Annotated in this window: 15 protein-coding genes; 2 read left to right on the forward strand and 13 right to left on the reverse strand. The window is 39.3% G+C overall.

Going from position 1 to position 17,664, the window contains the following annotated elements; all coding sequences use genetic code 11:
- Nucleotides 1-60 precede the first annotated feature (60 nt).
- From LRQ06_RS19190 to LRQ06_RS19230, 9 genes are all read right to left on the reverse strand, one after another.
- The gene (locus LRQ06_RS19190) at nt 61-1,482 is read right to left on the reverse strand and encodes an L-fucose/L-arabinose isomerase family protein (RefSeq protein WP_232768654.1); all 1,422 of its coding nucleotides are present in this window, start codon (nt 1,480-1,482) and stop codon (nt 61-63) included.
- Between the two features lie 171 nt (nt 1,483-1,653).
- On the reverse strand, nt 1,654-2,601 hold the full coding sequence (locus tag LRQ06_RS19195) for a transketolase family protein (protein WP_232768655.1): 948 nt from the start codon (nt 2,599-2,601) through the stop codon (nt 1,654-1,656).
- The gene (locus tag LRQ06_RS19200) at nt 2,594-3,424 is read right to left on the reverse strand and encodes a transketolase (RefSeq protein ID WP_232768656.1); all 831 of its coding nucleotides are present in this window, start codon (nt 3,422-3,424) and stop codon (nt 2,594-2,596) included. Before LRQ06_RS19200 ends, LRQ06_RS19195 begins: the two co-directional genes overlap by 8 nt.
- A 102-nt stretch (nt 3,425-3,526) precedes the next feature.
- A complete protein-coding gene (locus LRQ06_RS19205) occupies nt 3,527-4,600 on the reverse strand; it encodes an ABC transporter permease (protein WP_232768657.1) in 1,074 nt (357 codons plus the stop codon).
- Between the two features lie 2 nt (nt 4,601-4,602).
- Nucleotides 4,603-6,120 carry a sugar ABC transporter ATP-binding protein gene (locus LRQ06_RS19210; RefSeq protein WP_232768658.1) on the reverse strand — a complete coding sequence of 506 codons (1,518 nt, stop codon included), beginning with the start codon at nt 6,118-6,120 and terminating at the stop codon, nt 4,603-4,605.
- Between the two features lie 5 nt (nt 6,121-6,125).
- Nucleotides 6,126-6,704, reverse strand: a complete 579-nt coding sequence (locus LRQ06_RS19215) for a DUF2291 family protein (RefSeq protein ID WP_232768659.1) — start codon at nt 6,702-6,704, stop codon at nt 6,126-6,128.
- A 67-nt stretch (nt 6,705-6,771) separates the two neighbouring features.
- Complete coding sequence (locus LRQ06_RS19220; protein WP_232768660.1) at nt 6,772-7,707, reverse strand: D-ribose ABC transporter substrate-binding protein; 936 nt, start codon at nt 7,705-7,707, stop codon at nt 6,772-6,774.
- A gap of 371 nt (nt 7,708-8,078) precedes the next feature.
- Nucleotides 8,079-8,864 (reverse strand): SDR family oxidoreductase, encoded by a 786-nt coding sequence (locus LRQ06_RS19225; RefSeq protein ID WP_232768661.1) that lies wholly within the window; start codon nt 8,862-8,864, stop codon nt 8,079-8,081.
- Between the two features lie 114 nt (nt 8,865-8,978).
- Complete coding sequence (locus LRQ06_RS19230) at nt 8,979-10,475, reverse strand: FGGY family carbohydrate kinase (RefSeq protein WP_232768662.1); 1,497 nt, start codon at nt 10,473-10,475, stop codon at nt 8,979-8,981.
- A gap of 493 nt (nt 10,476-10,968) precedes the next feature.
- Here LRQ06_RS19230 and LRQ06_RS19235 point away from each other — a divergent pair, with 493 nt between their 5' ends.
- Both LRQ06_RS19235 and LRQ06_RS19240 read left to right on the forward strand, forming a co-directional pair.
- Entirely contained in the window at nt 10,969-11,766 is a 798-nt protein-coding gene (locus LRQ06_RS19235) for a glucose 1-dehydrogenase (protein WP_232768663.1), read from the forward strand.
- 84 nt (nt 11,767-11,850) lie between these two features.
- Nucleotides 11,851-12,036, forward strand: a complete 186-nt coding sequence (locus tag LRQ06_RS19240; protein ID WP_232768664.1) for a hypothetical protein — start codon at nt 11,851-11,853, stop codon at nt 12,034-12,036.
- A gap of 284 nt (nt 12,037-12,320) precedes the next feature.
- Here LRQ06_RS19240 and LRQ06_RS19245 read toward each other — a convergent pair whose 3' ends face one another.
- The 4 genes from LRQ06_RS19245 to LRQ06_RS19260 all read right to left on the reverse strand — a co-directional run bounded on the left by LRQ06_RS19245 (nt 12,321) and on the right by LRQ06_RS19260 (nt 17,490).
- Complete coding sequence (locus LRQ06_RS19245; RefSeq protein WP_232768665.1) at nt 12,321-13,850, reverse strand: sugar ABC transporter ATP-binding protein; 1,530 nt, start codon at nt 13,848-13,850, stop codon at nt 12,321-12,323.
- Between the two features lie 19 nt (nt 13,851-13,869).
- Nucleotides 13,870-14,793 carry a substrate-binding domain-containing protein gene (locus tag LRQ06_RS19250; protein ID WP_232768666.1) on the reverse strand — a complete coding sequence of 308 codons (924 nt, stop codon included), beginning with the start codon at nt 14,791-14,793 and terminating at the stop codon, nt 13,870-13,872.
- Nucleotides 14,794-14,899: 106 nt separating this feature from the next.
- Nucleotides 14,900-15,898 carry an ABC transporter permease gene (locus LRQ06_RS19255; protein ID WP_232768667.1) on the reverse strand — a complete coding sequence of 333 codons (999 nt, stop codon included), beginning with the start codon at nt 15,896-15,898 and terminating at the stop codon, nt 14,900-14,902.
- Nucleotides 15,899-16,545: 647 nt separating this feature from the next.
- Nucleotides 16,546-17,490, reverse strand: coding sequence for a sugar-binding transcriptional regulator (locus LRQ06_RS19260; protein WP_232768668.1), 945 nt, complete (start codon nt 17,488-17,490; stop codon nt 16,546-16,548).
- Nucleotides 17,491-17,664: the final 174 nt, after the last annotated feature.

Here is a 17,664-nt window from a genome sequence, read left to right on the forward strand (position 1 = left end):
AAAAGCCAATCCATATAGATTGGCTTGTAGATTCCCTACGACGTTATTATAAAATAACGATTAGCTATGCTGATAACATTCAACATTCAAATACTTTGTGAAGGCTTCCTGCAAAATATCGCCTGACGAAGAATGGTTCATTGCAACATGGTGTTCAAAACCATTTTCACAAATATAGGCGAGCAAACCTTCTAGTTGATCAACCTGAACAACAGCACGACACCCAACGGTATCCAGTTCATCATCAACAAATTTTCCCTGCCCGACATAAGCTTTGACCTGACCGGAAAAATCATCAGTAGACAGGCGGAAATACGTTAACGGCCCGGCTTTCATACGACCATTAATTGCACCGCATGTATTACCACAACCAACGGTTGTTCCAATAATATCAGCGGTGCTCATAAAAGGATTTTCCAATTCATTTGTAGCAAAGTTACCGCAATGAAAAAGAACACATTTATCTCTGTCATCTCCAAAATTGTTATTCCAATCAGCAATTGAGGCTGGTTTCAGAGAAGCCATTGACAAAGCATACATAGAAAGTGCTCCCATGACATCAACTTCACAGGCACTTGGTATTAACTGACCGGACATCACACTCATAATAGAACAAACATTAACACCTAACGTTTTTTGAAGTGATGTCCAACATTGAATTGCGGTTGTATTAATATCATTATCAATGATCCACTGACTTATCACGACAAACAATTTTGCCATGGTTAACAGTTTATCGTCTCCAATTTCGGCAGTGTCGGCATTAGCTTTTAATAATGCCATTTTATCTTCAATTCTAAGGTCACCGTCTTCCAAACTGTCCACGCTGGCAAAAATTTCCGACAGATCGATGGTTTCTACTGTCACTCCCATGCGTTCAAGCATTTTTTCACTATAACGAACCGTATTGAAACTTGCAGGTCTTGCTCCAATTGCACCAACCCTGCAGCCTTTCATTTTATTGACAACCCGACATACCGACTCAAACTTATCTAAATCTTTCTCAAAAACATCACCAGAAAGTTCACAGACATGTTGTGTTGTCAATGAATATGGGATTCCATATTGTCTAAGGTTGTTACAAAGAGAAATTTTTCCACAAAAACTATCCCTTCTTGTTGCCAACCCCATTTTATCAAGATCATCCGATACCGCCTGAACTAAAACCGGTACCTGAATACCAGATAAACGAATCGAATCTGCTAACGCTTTTTCATCACCAAAATTCGGCAATACAATTAAGATACCATCAATTTCCTCTTTATGTTTTTTTAACAATTCTGCCGCAAGTTTTGCATCCTTATAAGTTTCGACACCACCATATTGCGTATCAGACTCACTTAACATTACCGGCTTTATATTTTTTGATTCAAACAAAGATAATACTTCAGCCCTAGCTTCCTCCAATAAATAGCTTGGGAAAAAATTCCGGTTTCCAAATAGAACCGCTAGTGTTGTTTGCTCCATTGTCCTGTTCATCATTCATCCTCATTGTTATTGGATTGAAAACTGACTAATTTTAGCTTGTTCTCATAAACGATACTTTTCTTGTATTTGTAGGTTACCTTTTCATTCGGCAAAATAGCTGTCACTCTGCGGAAAACAGGTTGCTCATCTCTGCATCCGTTGCTTAGGTATTTCAGGCCGAGACGATTACTTATCCCTTAGTAATAACCTAAGAGCATTATCGACAATACCAGCCGAATCAATTTCATGATGTGCCCGCATGGATTTCCGGTCTGCAGCTAATGCATACCCCCCATCATCAATACCAAGACGTTTCAGATGGGTTGAAAGTCCATACTCAGCAATCACTTCTGATATAACTGTACCAAGACCGCCATTGACATTATGTTCTTCAGCTGTAATTACGTATGACATACCAGACAGATATTCAGCTAATTTATCTCGATCCAACGGACGAAACGAAGCAATAGATAGTACCTTGGCACTAATACCACGAGACTTCAGTTGCTCTGCCGCCGAAACAACTTCATACGTTGTTGACCCCATTCCAATTAAAACAATATCAGCTCCTTCTGTTATAAAATCTATATCGCCAGGAACAAAGGTATAATCATCATTAAATAGTTCAGGAAGTGCTTTACCGTCCATACGTATATACACTGGTCCTTCTTTTTCTATCGCATAATCAATGATCTGACGACATTGCATAGGTGTTGCCGGAGCATATATTTCGATATTACCAAATCCGCGAACCACGGAAATATCATCAATGCTGTGGTGTGTACTTGCCAGAGGACCATAACTGGCTCCGGAATTCAGACCAAACAACTTAACATTGGTGTTGTTGTAACACACATCGACTTTCACCTGCTCATTCGAACGGGAGATAAGAAAAGGTGCCGCATTGCAGGTCACTGCAACTTTCCCGCCCAGCGCTAATCCGGCTGCAGTTCCCACCATAGTCTGTTCGGCAATACCCACATTGACTAAACGGCCGGGAAATTCTTTGATAAACGGAGCAATCTTAGCCGTTGATGTCGAATCCGCCACAACAGGAACTAAATCAATGCCCCGGTTCACTGCTGAAATGAAACGCTCAACCATAATATTTGCAAAATGCTCGGTATTACTCATGATTCAGTTCCTCCAACGCTAATGTTACTTCGTCCCCTTTCGGAACTCTGTGATGCCATTCCGGACGTCCCTGAATAAATGAAATTCCAGCTCCTTTTATTGTGTTTGCGATCACAACATTTGGTTTACCATTAAATGTTAACGTCTCTAATGTATTCACAACCGACATGACATCGTTACCGTTGCACTGAGATACCTCCAGACCAAACGCTTTCCATTTTTCATCCAGCGGATCGGTATTCATAATGTCTTTTGTAAAACCGGCAAGCTGAAGTTGATTTTTATCATTAATAATAATCAGGTTATCCAGATGATAATGCGCTGCAACCAGCGCCGCTTCCCAGTTACTTCCCTCGGCAAGTTCACCATCGCCGGTCAACACGTATATTTTCCGCTTACTACCATTTTTCTTTGCAGCTATTGCCAGTCCGACGGCAACCGGCAAACCATGCCCCAAAGCCCCGGTGTTCAACTCAACTCCAGGCGTCTTCTGTCTGACCGGGTGACCCGGCAGTTTAGAGTTTGAATGCTGATACGATGGCAACCAGTCTTCCGGAATGTATCCTGCCTCAGCAAGGCAACAATAATATCCTCCGGCACCATGTCCTTTTGACTGGATGTATACATCTCTTTCCGGATCATCAAGTCGGTCTGGAGAACAATCCAAAACCCGGAAATATAAAGATGTAAGCACTTCGACCTGAGACAAATCGGCTCCCGTATGACCACCCGCCGGGCTTTCGGAATTTAAAACCACAATTCTTTTACGAATATCATTGGCTTTTTCTCTCAGCTCATTGATCGATAAACGATAAGGATTCATACAAACCTCCAATATATTCAAATACGAATATATATTCATTTAAATCAAAAAAATTATTTCTATAACCCTACTACTCTTTAAAAATCTATTATCTGAACACCTCTAACTAACTGATTTTTGAGATGTTATTGCGGCTTTATACTGCATTCTACTCTGCATTTGATCGATAATGACAGCAACAATAATAACAATCCCTTTAATAACCATTTGCCAGAACTCGCTGACACCCATCATGACAAGCCCATCGGCTAAAATACCAATGACGAATGCCCCGATTAACGTCCCGGTGACTGTACCACGACCGCCTGCCAAAGAGGTCCCTCCAAGAACAACTGCAGCAATCGCATTCATTTCAAATGCCGTCCCGGTTGCCGGATGACTTGCTACAAGTTGTGACGTCACAACAATTCCTGCAATAGCTGCACATAAGCCCGAAATGGTATAGACCCATATTTTGACATTTTGAACTTTTACACCGGATAGCTCTGCAGCTTTCTCGTTATCGCCAATTGCATAAACATGACGCCCGAATGGTAATTTCTTAGCCACATAAGCAATTACTCCTGCAACGATAAACATTAACCAAATCGCATAGGGGACACCAAGAAATGTACCAGAGCCAATTAAATCAAAGCCCGTATTTCCCAGTTGAGGATTCCCCTGAAGTCCGGGAAACGTCTCTCCATCTGATAACAACATCGCAGCACCACGAATAACATACATGCTGCCCAGTGTGCATATGAACGGAGCAACATTATACCGGGTGATAATGAAGCCATTTGCTGCCCCTATGAGAGCTCCAATGACCAATACTACCGGAATAATGACCCATACACTGGGGAAAATAGCAATGCCCAAAAACGGAAGAACAATCCCTTTGGCTATCATAAATCCAGCCACCATACCACAGAAACCTAAAGTAGCACCGATAGATAAATCGATTCCTGCCGTAATAATAACGAAGGTAATTCCGAGCGCCAGAAATGCATTAATAGAGATGTGTTTAACCATGATGATTAAACTGGCTGGAGCCAGAAACCCATCTACCATAAAAGAAAAAAAACCTAATATGATAAATAACGCAATAAACGTTCTGAGTTTTAGCAACAGCAAACCAACACTGGCAGTGTTTACCTGCGCTTCCGGCATAGTATTCTCAATCACTTTTGTTTTCATAATTAAAACCCTTTAGCACTGGCTAAAACCAACTCTTCTTCTGATGTATTTTTCCTAGCCACATCGGCAGTTAACTTTCCATTTGACATCACCAGAATTCGATCTGATACCGCCATGATTTCTTTAAGATCAGAAGTAGAAAACAGTATTCCTATACCTTGTTCAGATAACTTAACCATCATTTCAAACACATCCCCCTTGGCACCGACATCGATACCCCGGGTTGGCTCATCCAGCAACAAAACTTTTGGTCCTGTTAGCAAAGAGCGTCCTATGACAACCTTCTGTTGATTGCCGCCACTCAGGGCCTGGATCTCAACATTCGGACTCGAAACTTTAATGGATAAATTTTGAATGGCATCGTCAACTGCCTGCTTCTCACTTTCGGGAGAAATAACCCACCCCTTTAAACGTTTCCAAAGACTGGATATGGTTAAATTTGAAGCCACTGAACTGACAGGGAATATACCCGATTGTTTTCGATCTTCGGGTACCAGACCAATCCCCATTTTAATTCTGTCAGGCGTTTTCGTTGTAGACTGAATAATTTTTCCATTTAGTGAAAACCGACCGGAATACGTAGCTTTACCGACCAAACATTCAAACAGCTCGGTCCTTCCGGCTCCCATTAATCCATAGATACCAACAATTTCCCCTTCCCGGACACAAAAAGAAACATCATCTACGGCTTTGACTTCTGATTCTGTAATATAAGAAATGCCCTCCGCTTCCAACATTTTCAAACCGTAATGCCTTTCTTCTGGCAAAAAATCGGTTACCGGATCACTACCCAGCATTTCTCTTACAATCCATGGCACGTCAATATCTTTTACTGATGCCTCACACTGGAATTTACCATCTCGCAAAATAGTAATGTATGTACCTATCTCCATTAGCTCTTCAAGACGATGAGAAATATAAATAATAGAGACCCCCTGAGACGTCAAATCTCTGATAACATCAAATAAGATTTCAACTTCTGTTTTACTCAGGGCTGATGTGGGCTCATCTAGAATTAATACATCCACATCACCTGAAAGTGCTTTCGCAATTTCGATAAGTTGCTTTTGACCGACTTTCAGATTTGATATCAGCTCATTAGGATCAATATCCTGTTTCAGTCTCTTCAGTAGTTTCCGTGTTGCCTCATTTTGAGATTCATTATCAATAGGTGACATCCCTGCCTGAATTTCGCGACCAAGAAATACATTTTCGGCAACAGTTAAGTTTTCTGAAAGATTAAGCTCCTGATGAACCATACCAATGCCGTACTCTGCAGCGCTTCTCGTGCTATCGATAATGACAGGTTCATCACGAATAAATAACTGACCTTCTGTTGGCTGCTGAACGCCGGCCAAAATTTTCATTAACGTTGATTTCCCTGCACCATTCTCCCCAATAATGACATTAACAGCCCCCTGATAAACATTGTATGAAACATCATCAAGAGCCTTTGTACCAGGGAAAATCATCGAGATATTCTTTGCCTTAATGATAATGTTTCTGTCATCTTCATTCATCACCATCACCTTTTGGTTATTTTCAGTGGAATCACGTCAGTAATGGAATTTCCTTTATACGTCACAGCCGCAAGTACATCGACTTTTGAGCCCTTCCATGAAGAATCAGGTCGGGTAAAGTTAGCCATAGCTTTCTTATTTAATTCCTTTGATAGCCGGGCAAATTGCACCTGGTTTTTGAAATCATCAAAATTAATAAAACTTGATGCATCTCTGACGGAATTTCCCCTGACAATGGGGCCAATCTGCAAGACAATATTTTTCTGTCCCGATACAACATCCATCGTTGCTCTCATACTGCTATCGTCAACAGAGTTTACAATTCCCTGAAAAGAAACGAACTGGCTTTTACGGTCACTGACGCTGTCTAAATTCTTCGAATGACCGTTTGCTTCCTTAATGATATCCCCCCAGAATCTGTCCGCGAGTTGCTTAGGTGACATGTTTTTTATCGAATGTGCTTCTTCGGCAGTCATTGGAATAATAGGGTTACCATTATCATCAAGTTTAACAACATCACATCCGGTCAGAATGAGTCCCACAAAAACACTCAGCAGTAAATTAGAAAAATAATATGGTTTCATTACTGGTTTCCTTTCATTCACATAATGTGTCTCACAGGAGCTGAGCTTAAAGCTCAGCTCCAATCAATTACTGAAGTGCAAAGGTATCGAGTTTTTTAGCATTATTTTTATCAATTAAAATACAATCGATAAGTTGTTTTTCATCAACGCCGGTACTGCCTGTTTTAATGTATTTATCCGCTTGCTCTACCGCCATTTGAGCCTGTTCCCATGCAGGTTGTAATACTGTCGCTTTAATATTGCTATTAGCGATAATTGAATCCCGGACATAATCACTACCATCAAATCCGACGACAACAATATCTGACCGTCCAGCCGCTTTCAGAGCCGCTTCTGCTCCTAAAGCCATTGTATCATTCCCGGAAATAACGCCTTTGATGTCGGGATGAGTTTGCAGGATAGATTCCATACGGGTAAAGGCTTCCGTCTGGCTCCAGTTGGCGGTTTGCTGAGCTACCATTTTCATATCGGTGTAATCATCAATAACATCGTGGTAACCCTGAGACCGGACGTGGGCATTGGTGTCAGATTCAATACCAAGCAATTCAACATATTTGCCTTTGCCATTCATCAGTTCGACAAATTTTTCAGCACCTAACTGAGCACCCTGATAGTTATTAGAAACAATTTGAGAAATAGCGACACCAGTTTTGTTGATCTCCCGATCAATTAAGAAGGAAGGAACGCCTGCTTTTTTGGCCTTCTCAACAGCACCTATCGTTACATCAGAACCAGCATTATCAATAATAATGGCCTTCGCTTTCCTGGCTATAGCAGTTGATATAAGTTGATCCTGCTTATTGGCATCATCATCGTGTGAAGCAACCAATGTCGTATACCCTAATTCTTCAGCTTTCTCTTTTGCCCCCATAGCTTCAGCTTTAAAGAATGGGTTATCATGAGAAGGTGTTATAATTGCTATTAAGCCATTGTCTGCAAAGGATAATCCTGAAAATACGGACATGGCAATCAGTGCACTGAACGATAGAAATTTATTTTTCATTATTGTCACCCTGAATATATATTCACGTTACGTTATTTATTCATTAGTAAATTTAGTAATGAATAAAAAAACTGTCCAGCACTAACTGAACAAAATCTGAGCACTATCACAATTGGTGACTATTCCCGTATAAGAATTAAGATATGATGCATAGTTCAAAAATCTAATGACTGCATAAAGAAGGAACTATCAAGCTATGAAAATTGAAACCTTTACCCCTGAATTCTTGCTTCAACTTATCAGACATTTTGAATAATGATTATATAAAAAAGCAGTTCGTAGACTTCCTCATATAAAATAAAACCATATAAAATCCGTATCAAATCGAATTTTATATGGCAAAATATATGTTATTTACAAATAAAATAAATTTACCAGCAGACAAATCCACCATCAGCAACCAGATTTACTCCTGTACAAAAAGAAGCTGCATCACTGGCGAGGAAGATTGCAGGCCCGGCCATTTCTTTAGGTGCAGCCATTCTGTGCATCGGTGTTTGATCTTCAAATTCTTTCGTTTGATGAACCATCTCCGGTCTTGTATTCATAGGAGTTGCCGTATATCCGGGACTTATCGTATTTACCCGGATATTTTTACTGGCCCATTCCATTGCCAGGCTTTTAGATAAATGAATAACTCCTGCTTTCGCACTGTTGTAATGCGCCTGATCCAAGCCCCGGTTAATAATCATGCCCGACATAGAACCAATATTGACAATTGAACCTCCGCCCGTTTCAAGCATAACTTCGGCTTCTGCCCGGCATGAATTCCAGACTCCAGTCAAGTTTATATCCATCAACTGTTGCCATTGGTCTTCCGGCATTTCCAAAGCCGGATTTGCGTTAGCAATACCAGCAGCATTAACCGCCACATCTAAACGACCAAACACACTCTTAGCTTTCGCTACTCCTTCTTTTAGATCAGAAAAATTTCTCACGTCCCCGGTAAATGGTATCGCTTCTCCATTTAGACTTTGAATTGTTTCCACTGTTTTCGTCAACCCTCCATCATCACGGAGATCAAAACATACAACTTTTGCACCGGCTGTCGCTAAGGAACAAGCAACAACCTGGCCAATACCACTTCCGGACCCAGTCACAAAAGCAACCCGGTCTTTTAAACTAAAAATATCCTGAGCAAACGTTTTCGATATCATTACACAACTCCTATCCTTATTTAAACCTTTTAAATTTAAATGGTTAATATTATTTTCATACGTTTTACGGATTATTAATTTGACGAATAATGAATATGAATTTACCTATTTTTGTCATTTACTAAGCGTATTTTTCAAAACAGAACGCCATTCCGCCCAACGTTTTTGTAAGCGTTCATGTCTTTCCATATTCGGTTTAAACTCAAAATGATTTGAGACAGAATTTCTGGCAATTTCAAATTGTTGTTCGGATATGGCTTTTAATGCTAAAAGTGCCGCTCCGATAGCAGACAACTCAGTAACATTACTACGTAGGACACTAACACCCAGTAAGTCAGCCTGATACTGCATTAACCAATCATTTTTAGTTGGTCCACCATCAACCATTAAGCTTATAAATTCAAAGTCAGAATGTTGCTTCATCGCTGTGATTACATCGGCAATCTGGTAGGTAATCGCCTCCAGTGAAGCTCTGATCAGATGTGCACGTTCTACTCCCCTGCTTAATCCTGTAATCACACCTCTGGCGCTATCATCCCACCATGGAGCCCCCAGACCGGTCAGAGCAGGAATAAAATAAACGCCCAAAGTGCTTTCAACACTGGCAGGTAATGAATTCAACTGTTCACTAAGCTCTTGTTTTGAAATGGAATCTAAACCTGTAACTTCAGTCATCCAAGCAACGCCATCACCAGTATGAGGAATATTTCCTTCTAAGCCATAAATAACGGAATGCCCATCGTGCCAGGCAATCGTACTAGCAAGCGACTTAATATTTGAACAAACATTTGTGACTGGTGCCATAACCGATGATCCGGTTCCATAAGTGGCTTTCACACATCCCATTTCACCAAATCGATGCCCAAACAATGCAGCATGAGAATCACCGATCATTGACAAAATAGGAATACCATCAGGAATGTTCTCATTTCCGTTTGTATAGCCAAAAATACCACTTGATGGCTTAATACCGGGCAAAGAACTTTCTGGAATACCAAAAACTTTAATTAATTCTGTATCCCAATGATGAGTGTGAATATTTAGCAATTGGGTTCTGGATGCATTAGAGTAATCGCATGAGAATTCTTTCCCACCGGTTAGATTCCATAGTAACCATGAATCAACCGTTCCAAGGCAGATATCACCATTTTTCGCCAGTTCGACACCATTTGGTACTGATTCTAAAAGCCATTTGAATTTTGAAGCAGAAAATAAAGGTGCAACAGGTAATCCGGTGATGCTTCTAATTTTTTCAGATAGATTATCTCTTCTTAGGCTTTCGCAAAATTCAGCGGTTCTTGAGCATTGCCATGTAATTGCAGCATTTAACGGTTCTCCATTAGAACGATACCATCCAACGGCAGTTTCTCGTTGAACACTTATGGCCAATCCAGCAATTCTTTCCGGCTCAATATCTGAGATCACTTTTGAAATAACAGAATAAGAAGCATTAATAAGTAAACGAGCATCTTGTTCAACCCATCCTTCATTGGGCGTCAATATTGATAAAGGCAAAGAATGACTTGTAATGATATTACCTTCAAAATCTATCGCCATCGCTTTTGCGTTACTCGTACCTTCATCTAATGCAATAATTATATCTTTATCCATGCTAGACCCCTGAACTTAATCTGAGTTTGAATATATATTCATAAACGAATTCTTATTCCAGAGTGTACAATAAGCAATCAAAGACAACCAGTTTAGAGTACAATTTTTGAGCGTATACTCACATTTGAGGGGAAATTAAAAACAAAATATTTTTATAATTGCTCAAATACCAATAGATAAAATTAATATCGACGTTTAAGCAATAACAAATTAATCAAAAAATCGTTATATTAAATTATTATATAAAAATAAAAAATCTTCTTAAAAAGAAAATTTTATTTTTTGAGAATTAAAAATGTGAGTTAAATCTATATTCCCTCAATAAACTTGTGAGTTTACACACAAATAAATATCCACGCGGTAGTGATCTTTCTATCTTATTTTACAATTTAAAAATAAAAAATCGATATCGAATAAATATTCAAAATTATTATTAACGCTGATTGATATCAATACAAAAATCTATCATCAGTAGAGAAATGGGAAATCAGATATGAACAATGAATTTAATGGAAAAGCGATTTTAGTTACTGGTGCGGCTCATGGGATAGGTGCGGCTATTGCTTCGCGTTTTGCAAGTGAAGGAGCAAATGTTGTATTGGCTGACTATGACAAAGCGGTTTTAGATACAGCAAAAACAATTAACGAAAATTCTACCGGTAGCATTCTTGGTTTTCAGGTAGATGTAACTAATGAAGAACAAGTTATTGACTTATATGCAAAAACTTACGATGAATTTGGACAATTAGATGTATCAGTTCAAAATGCCGGTATCATCACTATCGAATACCTCGATAAAATGCCTCGGGAAGAATTTGACAGGGTCATGCAAGTTAATACTACTGGTGTGTGGCTTTGCTGTCGTGAGGCAGCCAAATATATGATGAAACAAAGCAAAGGACGTCTTATCAATACCTCCTCAGGACAAGGAAGAAATGGCTTTATCTATACTCCTCATTACGCAGCAAGTAAAATGGGGGTGATAGGCATTACTCAAAGCTTGGCTCATGAGTTAGCTCCTTTCAATATAAATGTTAATGCTTTCTGTCCCGGTATCATTGAAACAAACATGTGGGATTATAATGATCGGGTTTGGGGTGAAATTCTCAGCACTCCAGAAAAACAATATAAGAAAGGTGAACTAATGGCTGAGTGGTGTGAAGGTATTCCGATGAAACGCCCGGGTCAACCTAAAGATGTTGCTGGATTGGTTCGCTTTCTTGCTTCAGAAGATGCAAGCTATATCACAGGACAAACAATTAATGTCGACGGCGGCCTGATAATGTCCTAAATATTCTTCCCCAACTTTTATACCCAAACGACCTGAAGATGCATGATTCAGCGTCAGCCGAAAGGTGCAGTTCAAGGAAGGAGAATGAAGGCATGTAAACACCTGTCAAATTCGCCTGACGCAGAAATGTGCGTTTCGGCTGATGACCTGCGGGTGAGTCTGTTCGGGCTTGCTCCAGCGTTACTGATTCTCAACGTAGAACGACTATGTTTTCCCTCTTTCGTTATAAAGAAGGAGCGCCTTGTTTCAAGCCCGGACAAATCTCACTGAACACCGCATCTTCAGGTTGCTTGGGTATATATAATAAACGTCAGTTTGTTTAATTATGATAACGAACTGACTTTTTATTTTACCATTTAAATATATTATATAAAAACAACCATCTTATTATTAATTAATAAGATTAACTTTAATTAATAAATCACAAGCAAGAACCAAGAAACTAAATTACTACTTACTAACAAATTTAAATAATATTTAAGCTAAATATAAAATCATAATAAAAAGCCACGCCTTACTGTAAAGTAATATTTAATAAGACATGGCATATCTATTTATTGTGTAGCTAATTCCATTATAGAAATCTGATTCGCATCTTCAGCATTCAATATTCCCTGATTTTCCCCATGAGCCAAAACCATAACCCGGTTGGATAACCCTATAACTTCGTCTAAATCAGAGCTAACGACAACTACTGCCATACCAATTTTCGCTAAATCCGAAATCACTTCGTATATAGCCGCTCTGGCCCCAACATCAATACCTCTTGTTGGCTCGTCCAGAATAAATATCTTGGGACTACGAGCGATCCATTTCCCAATCAGAACTTTTTGTTGATTGCCTCCTGATAGACTTGAAATCGCATCCTCTGTTTGGCCTTTTGTCCTGACTTTTTGTATCGCTTCCCGGGAGTATTTCATACACACAGAAGGAAACGCCCAACCATGCTTATCCAGTAAGTCAAAGTTACCATATAAAACATTATCACCAATGGATTGTTCAACAATAAGACCTTGTTGCTTTCTATCCTCAGGAACCAACACTAACCCAGCATCGATGGCCTTCTTAGGATGGGTAATATTAACTTTACTACCATCGATATAGATATCGCCGGATTCTATAGGATCTGCACCAAATATCGCTCTTACCAGCTCTGAGCGACCCGCCCCAACAATTCCGGAAATACCAAAAATTTCACCTTCATTTACGCTAAACGAGATATCTCTGAATTTACCCAATTTTGATGTAAGTGATTCAACTCTCAATACTTCTTTATTTTGAGGTTCGGGTAATGGTGGAAACATCCGTTCAACATTTCTTCCGACCATTTCAGAAACCAGCTCTTTCACTGGAACAATCCCTGAGTCGTGCACTGAAATCAGATTTCCATCACGGATAACCGCAATTCTATCTGCAATTTTAGCAATTTCGTCTAAGCGATGGGAAATGTATATGAAGCCAACACCCTGCATTTTAAGTTGTTCGATTTGCTCAAATAAGCGTTCAACTTCTTCGCCACCCAAAGCTGCCGTGGGCTCATCAAGAATCAGTAACTCAGCATGATGAGCCAGCGCTTTTGCTATCTCAACCTGCTGTTGTGCTGCAATTGACAATTCTCTAACCAAGGTGTTTGGCGGAACATGTAGGCCCAATCGTTCAAGCTGTTCCATTGTCTTTTCATACATTGTATCGGTATCGAGCAAACCTCCTTTCATTGGCTGCTTACCAACAAAAATATTCTCAGCAATACTCAGATCAGGCAGTAACCGTATTTCCTGGTGAATCAATCGAATACCAGATTCAAGCCCTTCACTGGGTGTCAAGGGAGAATAGGGTTCCCCTTTCCACAACATATCACCTTCTGAACTGGTTATGACCCCCGAAATAATATTTGATAATGTCGATTTACCAGCTCCGTTTTCTCCCAACAGAGCTAACACTTCACCAGGTCTAACATCCAGAGTAATCCCCTGAAGAACTCTTGTTTTACCAAACTTTTTCCCAATATTATTTAACTTCAGGCCCATCACTGAGCCTGAATGTCCGGGGTAAGTAGGTTTGGTATCTGTTGTTGAATATAACATATACGTTACCTATTTATTTTTAAGGGTGTGACTTAATAAATTGTTCAACATTTTCTTTAGTTGTCAGAATTCCTGCTGTTTTTTGTTCCGCAGGTACATAACGACCTTCAATCAAATCAATAGCCGAACGAACAGCCAATCTTCCCATATATTGGGTTTGTTGAGTAATTGTGGCGGCTAAAACCCCATCTCTAACAGCCCTCAAACCAGCAGGATCACCATCAAACCCAACGGTTACCACTTTCTGGTTTGCAACTTTTGCAGCTTGAGCACCACCTAACGCTAATGCGTCCGCTTCACCGAAAAAGACATTAATCGAAGGATTTCGCAATAACATATCCTGACCAATTTTGAAGCCTTCATCCTGCATCCACATAGTGCTGGCCTGATGTTCTACAATTTTTAAATTAGGAAAGTTAGCTAAACCCTGATTAAAACCTTTTTCACGTTCAATCTGTGGAGTCGTACCAATCTGGCCCTGAATCAGCCCTATATTTCCTTTCCCATTAGTTATTTTAGCCACATAGTTGGCAAGTATATGGGCAGCCGCAACAGAGTCGGTAGCAACAAAGGTATCTCCTGGGGTACCTTCAGGATTTCGGTCAACAGCAATAACCGGAATACCCGCTTTATGGGCCGCTTTAATTGGAACACTCGCAGCCGTTGCACCTGCTGGTATATAAATAATCGCATCAACTTTTCTGGTAATAAGATCCTGAATCTGATTTACTTGAGTTGCACTATCACCATGAGCATCAACTGCAACCATCTTATCTCCCAGCCTTAGTGTTTCAGCTTCGACAGACTGCTTTATTTGATTGAAAAAATCGGCTTGCAAATTAGCGACTGCGACACCAATGGTATATGATTTGGCATTTGCTTGAATCGAAACAAGAGAAGCCATAATAAAAGCGAATACTGAAAATAACTTTCGTTTGTTCATCGTTCTATCTCCATTTGTACTCATATTTTTCAGCTCATTACAACACTTAAAAAATGAGTTTATGCAACCTTTTAATCGGTCACTGTAGGGTAGTTTTTATCAATTGTTATTTTGTTTTTCTTCTCATGGTGTCAAAAGCAACAGCGACAGCTATAACCACTCCAATGATCACCATCTGAAAAAAAGGTGACACACCAATAAGGTTTAAACCGTTTCTTAAAACGCCGATAATTAAAACACCAACGATGGTTCCGGCAATACTGCCTATACCACCTATCAGACTTGCGCCACCAATTACAACAGCAGCGATTGTGTCTAATTCCAATCCCAGCCCAGCACTTGGCTGAGACGAATCTAAACGGGCAGCTAATGTCATTCCTGCAATGCCCGCTAATAGACCTGATACACTATAAACAACCAGAGTAATCTTATTCACTGAAATACCAGATAATCTTGCTACCTCCGCACTTCCTCCGATAGCATACAAATTTCGGCCATTCGCCCTATAGCGTAAATAAAATGCAGAGACAATTGCCAAAAGTACAAATATCAACATTGTTGTAGATATCACACCAAAGTAACGCACAGTTGACAAACTGGTAAACCAATCAGGATATCCGACGACCTGCCGACCATCAGTCAATATATTTGCTAAACCACGAGCAACTGACATCATAGCGAGAGTTGCAATAAACGCAGGAAGTTTAGCCCATATAACCAGTGCCCCAGAAACCAAACCGCATAGCAGACCGGTCAGCATCCCTAAAATCACAGCAACGGGCAAAGACACATCCATAAACCGTTCCAGCCACCCCGTCATCATCATCGATAACGCAAGGACAGAGCCTACTGATAAGTCGATACCACCAATAATAATAACTGCCGTCATCCCAATTGAAACAATTCCGAGCACAGTGACCTGGTCCAGGATGTTCAATAAGTTTCTTAAGGTAAAAAAGTATTCGGAAGCAATGGCAAAACCCACACATAATAGTATTAAACCTACAAAAGGTCCTTGTATCGATTTTAATGTATTACCTAACACAGACTTTTTAAGACTATTTGTAGTGGGAGCATCGATTCCTGTCGTAATTGCAGTTTTCATCTGGTTCTCCGAAATATCAATTTTTACTGTTTATGATTATTGAATATATATTCCATATCGAAACAATATTCATATTGGTTAATTTTTGTCACCTATACGGTTTCTTGTCAATAGTGGAAATTCAAAAATCGTAGGTTGGAATACGTAAAATGTTAAAAATCCGTGTTACTTAAAAAATTTGATAACAATGTATACCACTGTTATCAAATGTTGATCCATGAGGATTTTCACAGAAAATATGTTCATCATTTATTTATTTGCGGAAATTAAGTTCTAAAAGAATGCTATTTTTATGGTAAATACTCTGATTGCCTGCTTATCAAAATCAATCTGTTGAAAATTGAATATTCACATTTATTTTACATTTAACCTAATTTTAATATACATTTTCAATACGTTGCATCATTCACAGATATTAATAATAAACAGAAAAGACGAGTTCAATTTTGAGGGGAAATTTTAGATAATTAAGTTAACAAAATTAGTAATTGTCGTGTTTCATCTCCAATACTTGTTTAAACAAGATAATAATCAAGGCTCCTATCATCCCGGATATAAAGATTAAAAATCACCTTGATTGCATGCAATTAAATCGCTTTCAGAAGCCAGCACTAAGATACCCGTTCTTCATCAAATCATTCAAATATCTATAGCAATTGTTTGGCGGTTACCCGATCGGTAATTAAAACATCAATATACTGCCCGCATAATGCTCCTTTTATGGCCTCAACTTTATCTCCTCCTCCTGCCAAAGCAACAACCTGAGGACAATTTCTTATTTTTTCTAAAGCCATTCCTATAACCGGATCTTCATCTTCTCTTAATACTGGCTTCCCTTTTTGATCGAAATAATGAAGACACAAATCTCCGACAGCCCCTCTTTTTGCCAACGTATCCAGCATTTCCTGATCATAATAATTACCGGAATTACGAAGAAACTGAGAGGGTAAAAGGTGCCCAATACCAACAATAGCCATATTTACATCATCGAATTTTTTTATTACATCCGTCACTTCATTGCTCGACAACAAACGTTTTTTGTCATCAACAGAACGTTCGATACTCTGGGATGGCAACAACCACGATGGGCAATTTAATAGCTCAGCCAGTGTCTGCGTTAAAATAGTTGCCTGAACATTACCATTTGCACCTACTCCACCTAAAAGCTGAATAACACCACTTGCCTTCAGCTTTTGTGAATACATTTGGTCGACCATTGCTCTTATCGTACTACTCCAGGAGGAGATACCAATTAAATCATTGGCTCGAAGGCGAGTTTCCAGATAATGAGCGGCAGCAGAACCAATAGCCCTTTTAACCATAGCTTCATCCTGATGTTCATCGGAATCAACAACAATGGCCTGATCAATGACATATTTCTTTTGTATCGCTTTCTCTAAATTAATAAACATATTTTCAGGCTGGACTACACTTATTTTTACCACACCTTCTTTGATGCTTCTGTTAATAGCCCTAGACACAAAAGATTGAGACAGTGACATAGTTTTCGCTATATCTGACTGTTTGTACCCCTCAAGATAATAAAGTGTGGCAATTTTAACTAAAAGTCTTTGTTCATCTTGTCGAGACATATTATTCCAAAGATTTTTTACCTATAAACGTTTCTGAATTATACACAAAAAGTGTTTCCTATATAATATATATAAAAATAAGTAAAGATAGCATTTGATTACAAATACTGTTTTAGCAATCTTTTTTCATTTCCAGAAAAAGGCCGGATTCTTAATCCGGCTTACTGAAGAGTT

Origin of the sequence: Vibrio salinus (genome assembly GCF_021272385.1) — a bacterium.
In the GTDB taxonomy this organism is placed as follows: Bacteria; Pseudomonadota; Gammaproteobacteria; order Enterobacterales; family Vibrionaceae; genus Vibrio; species Vibrio salinus.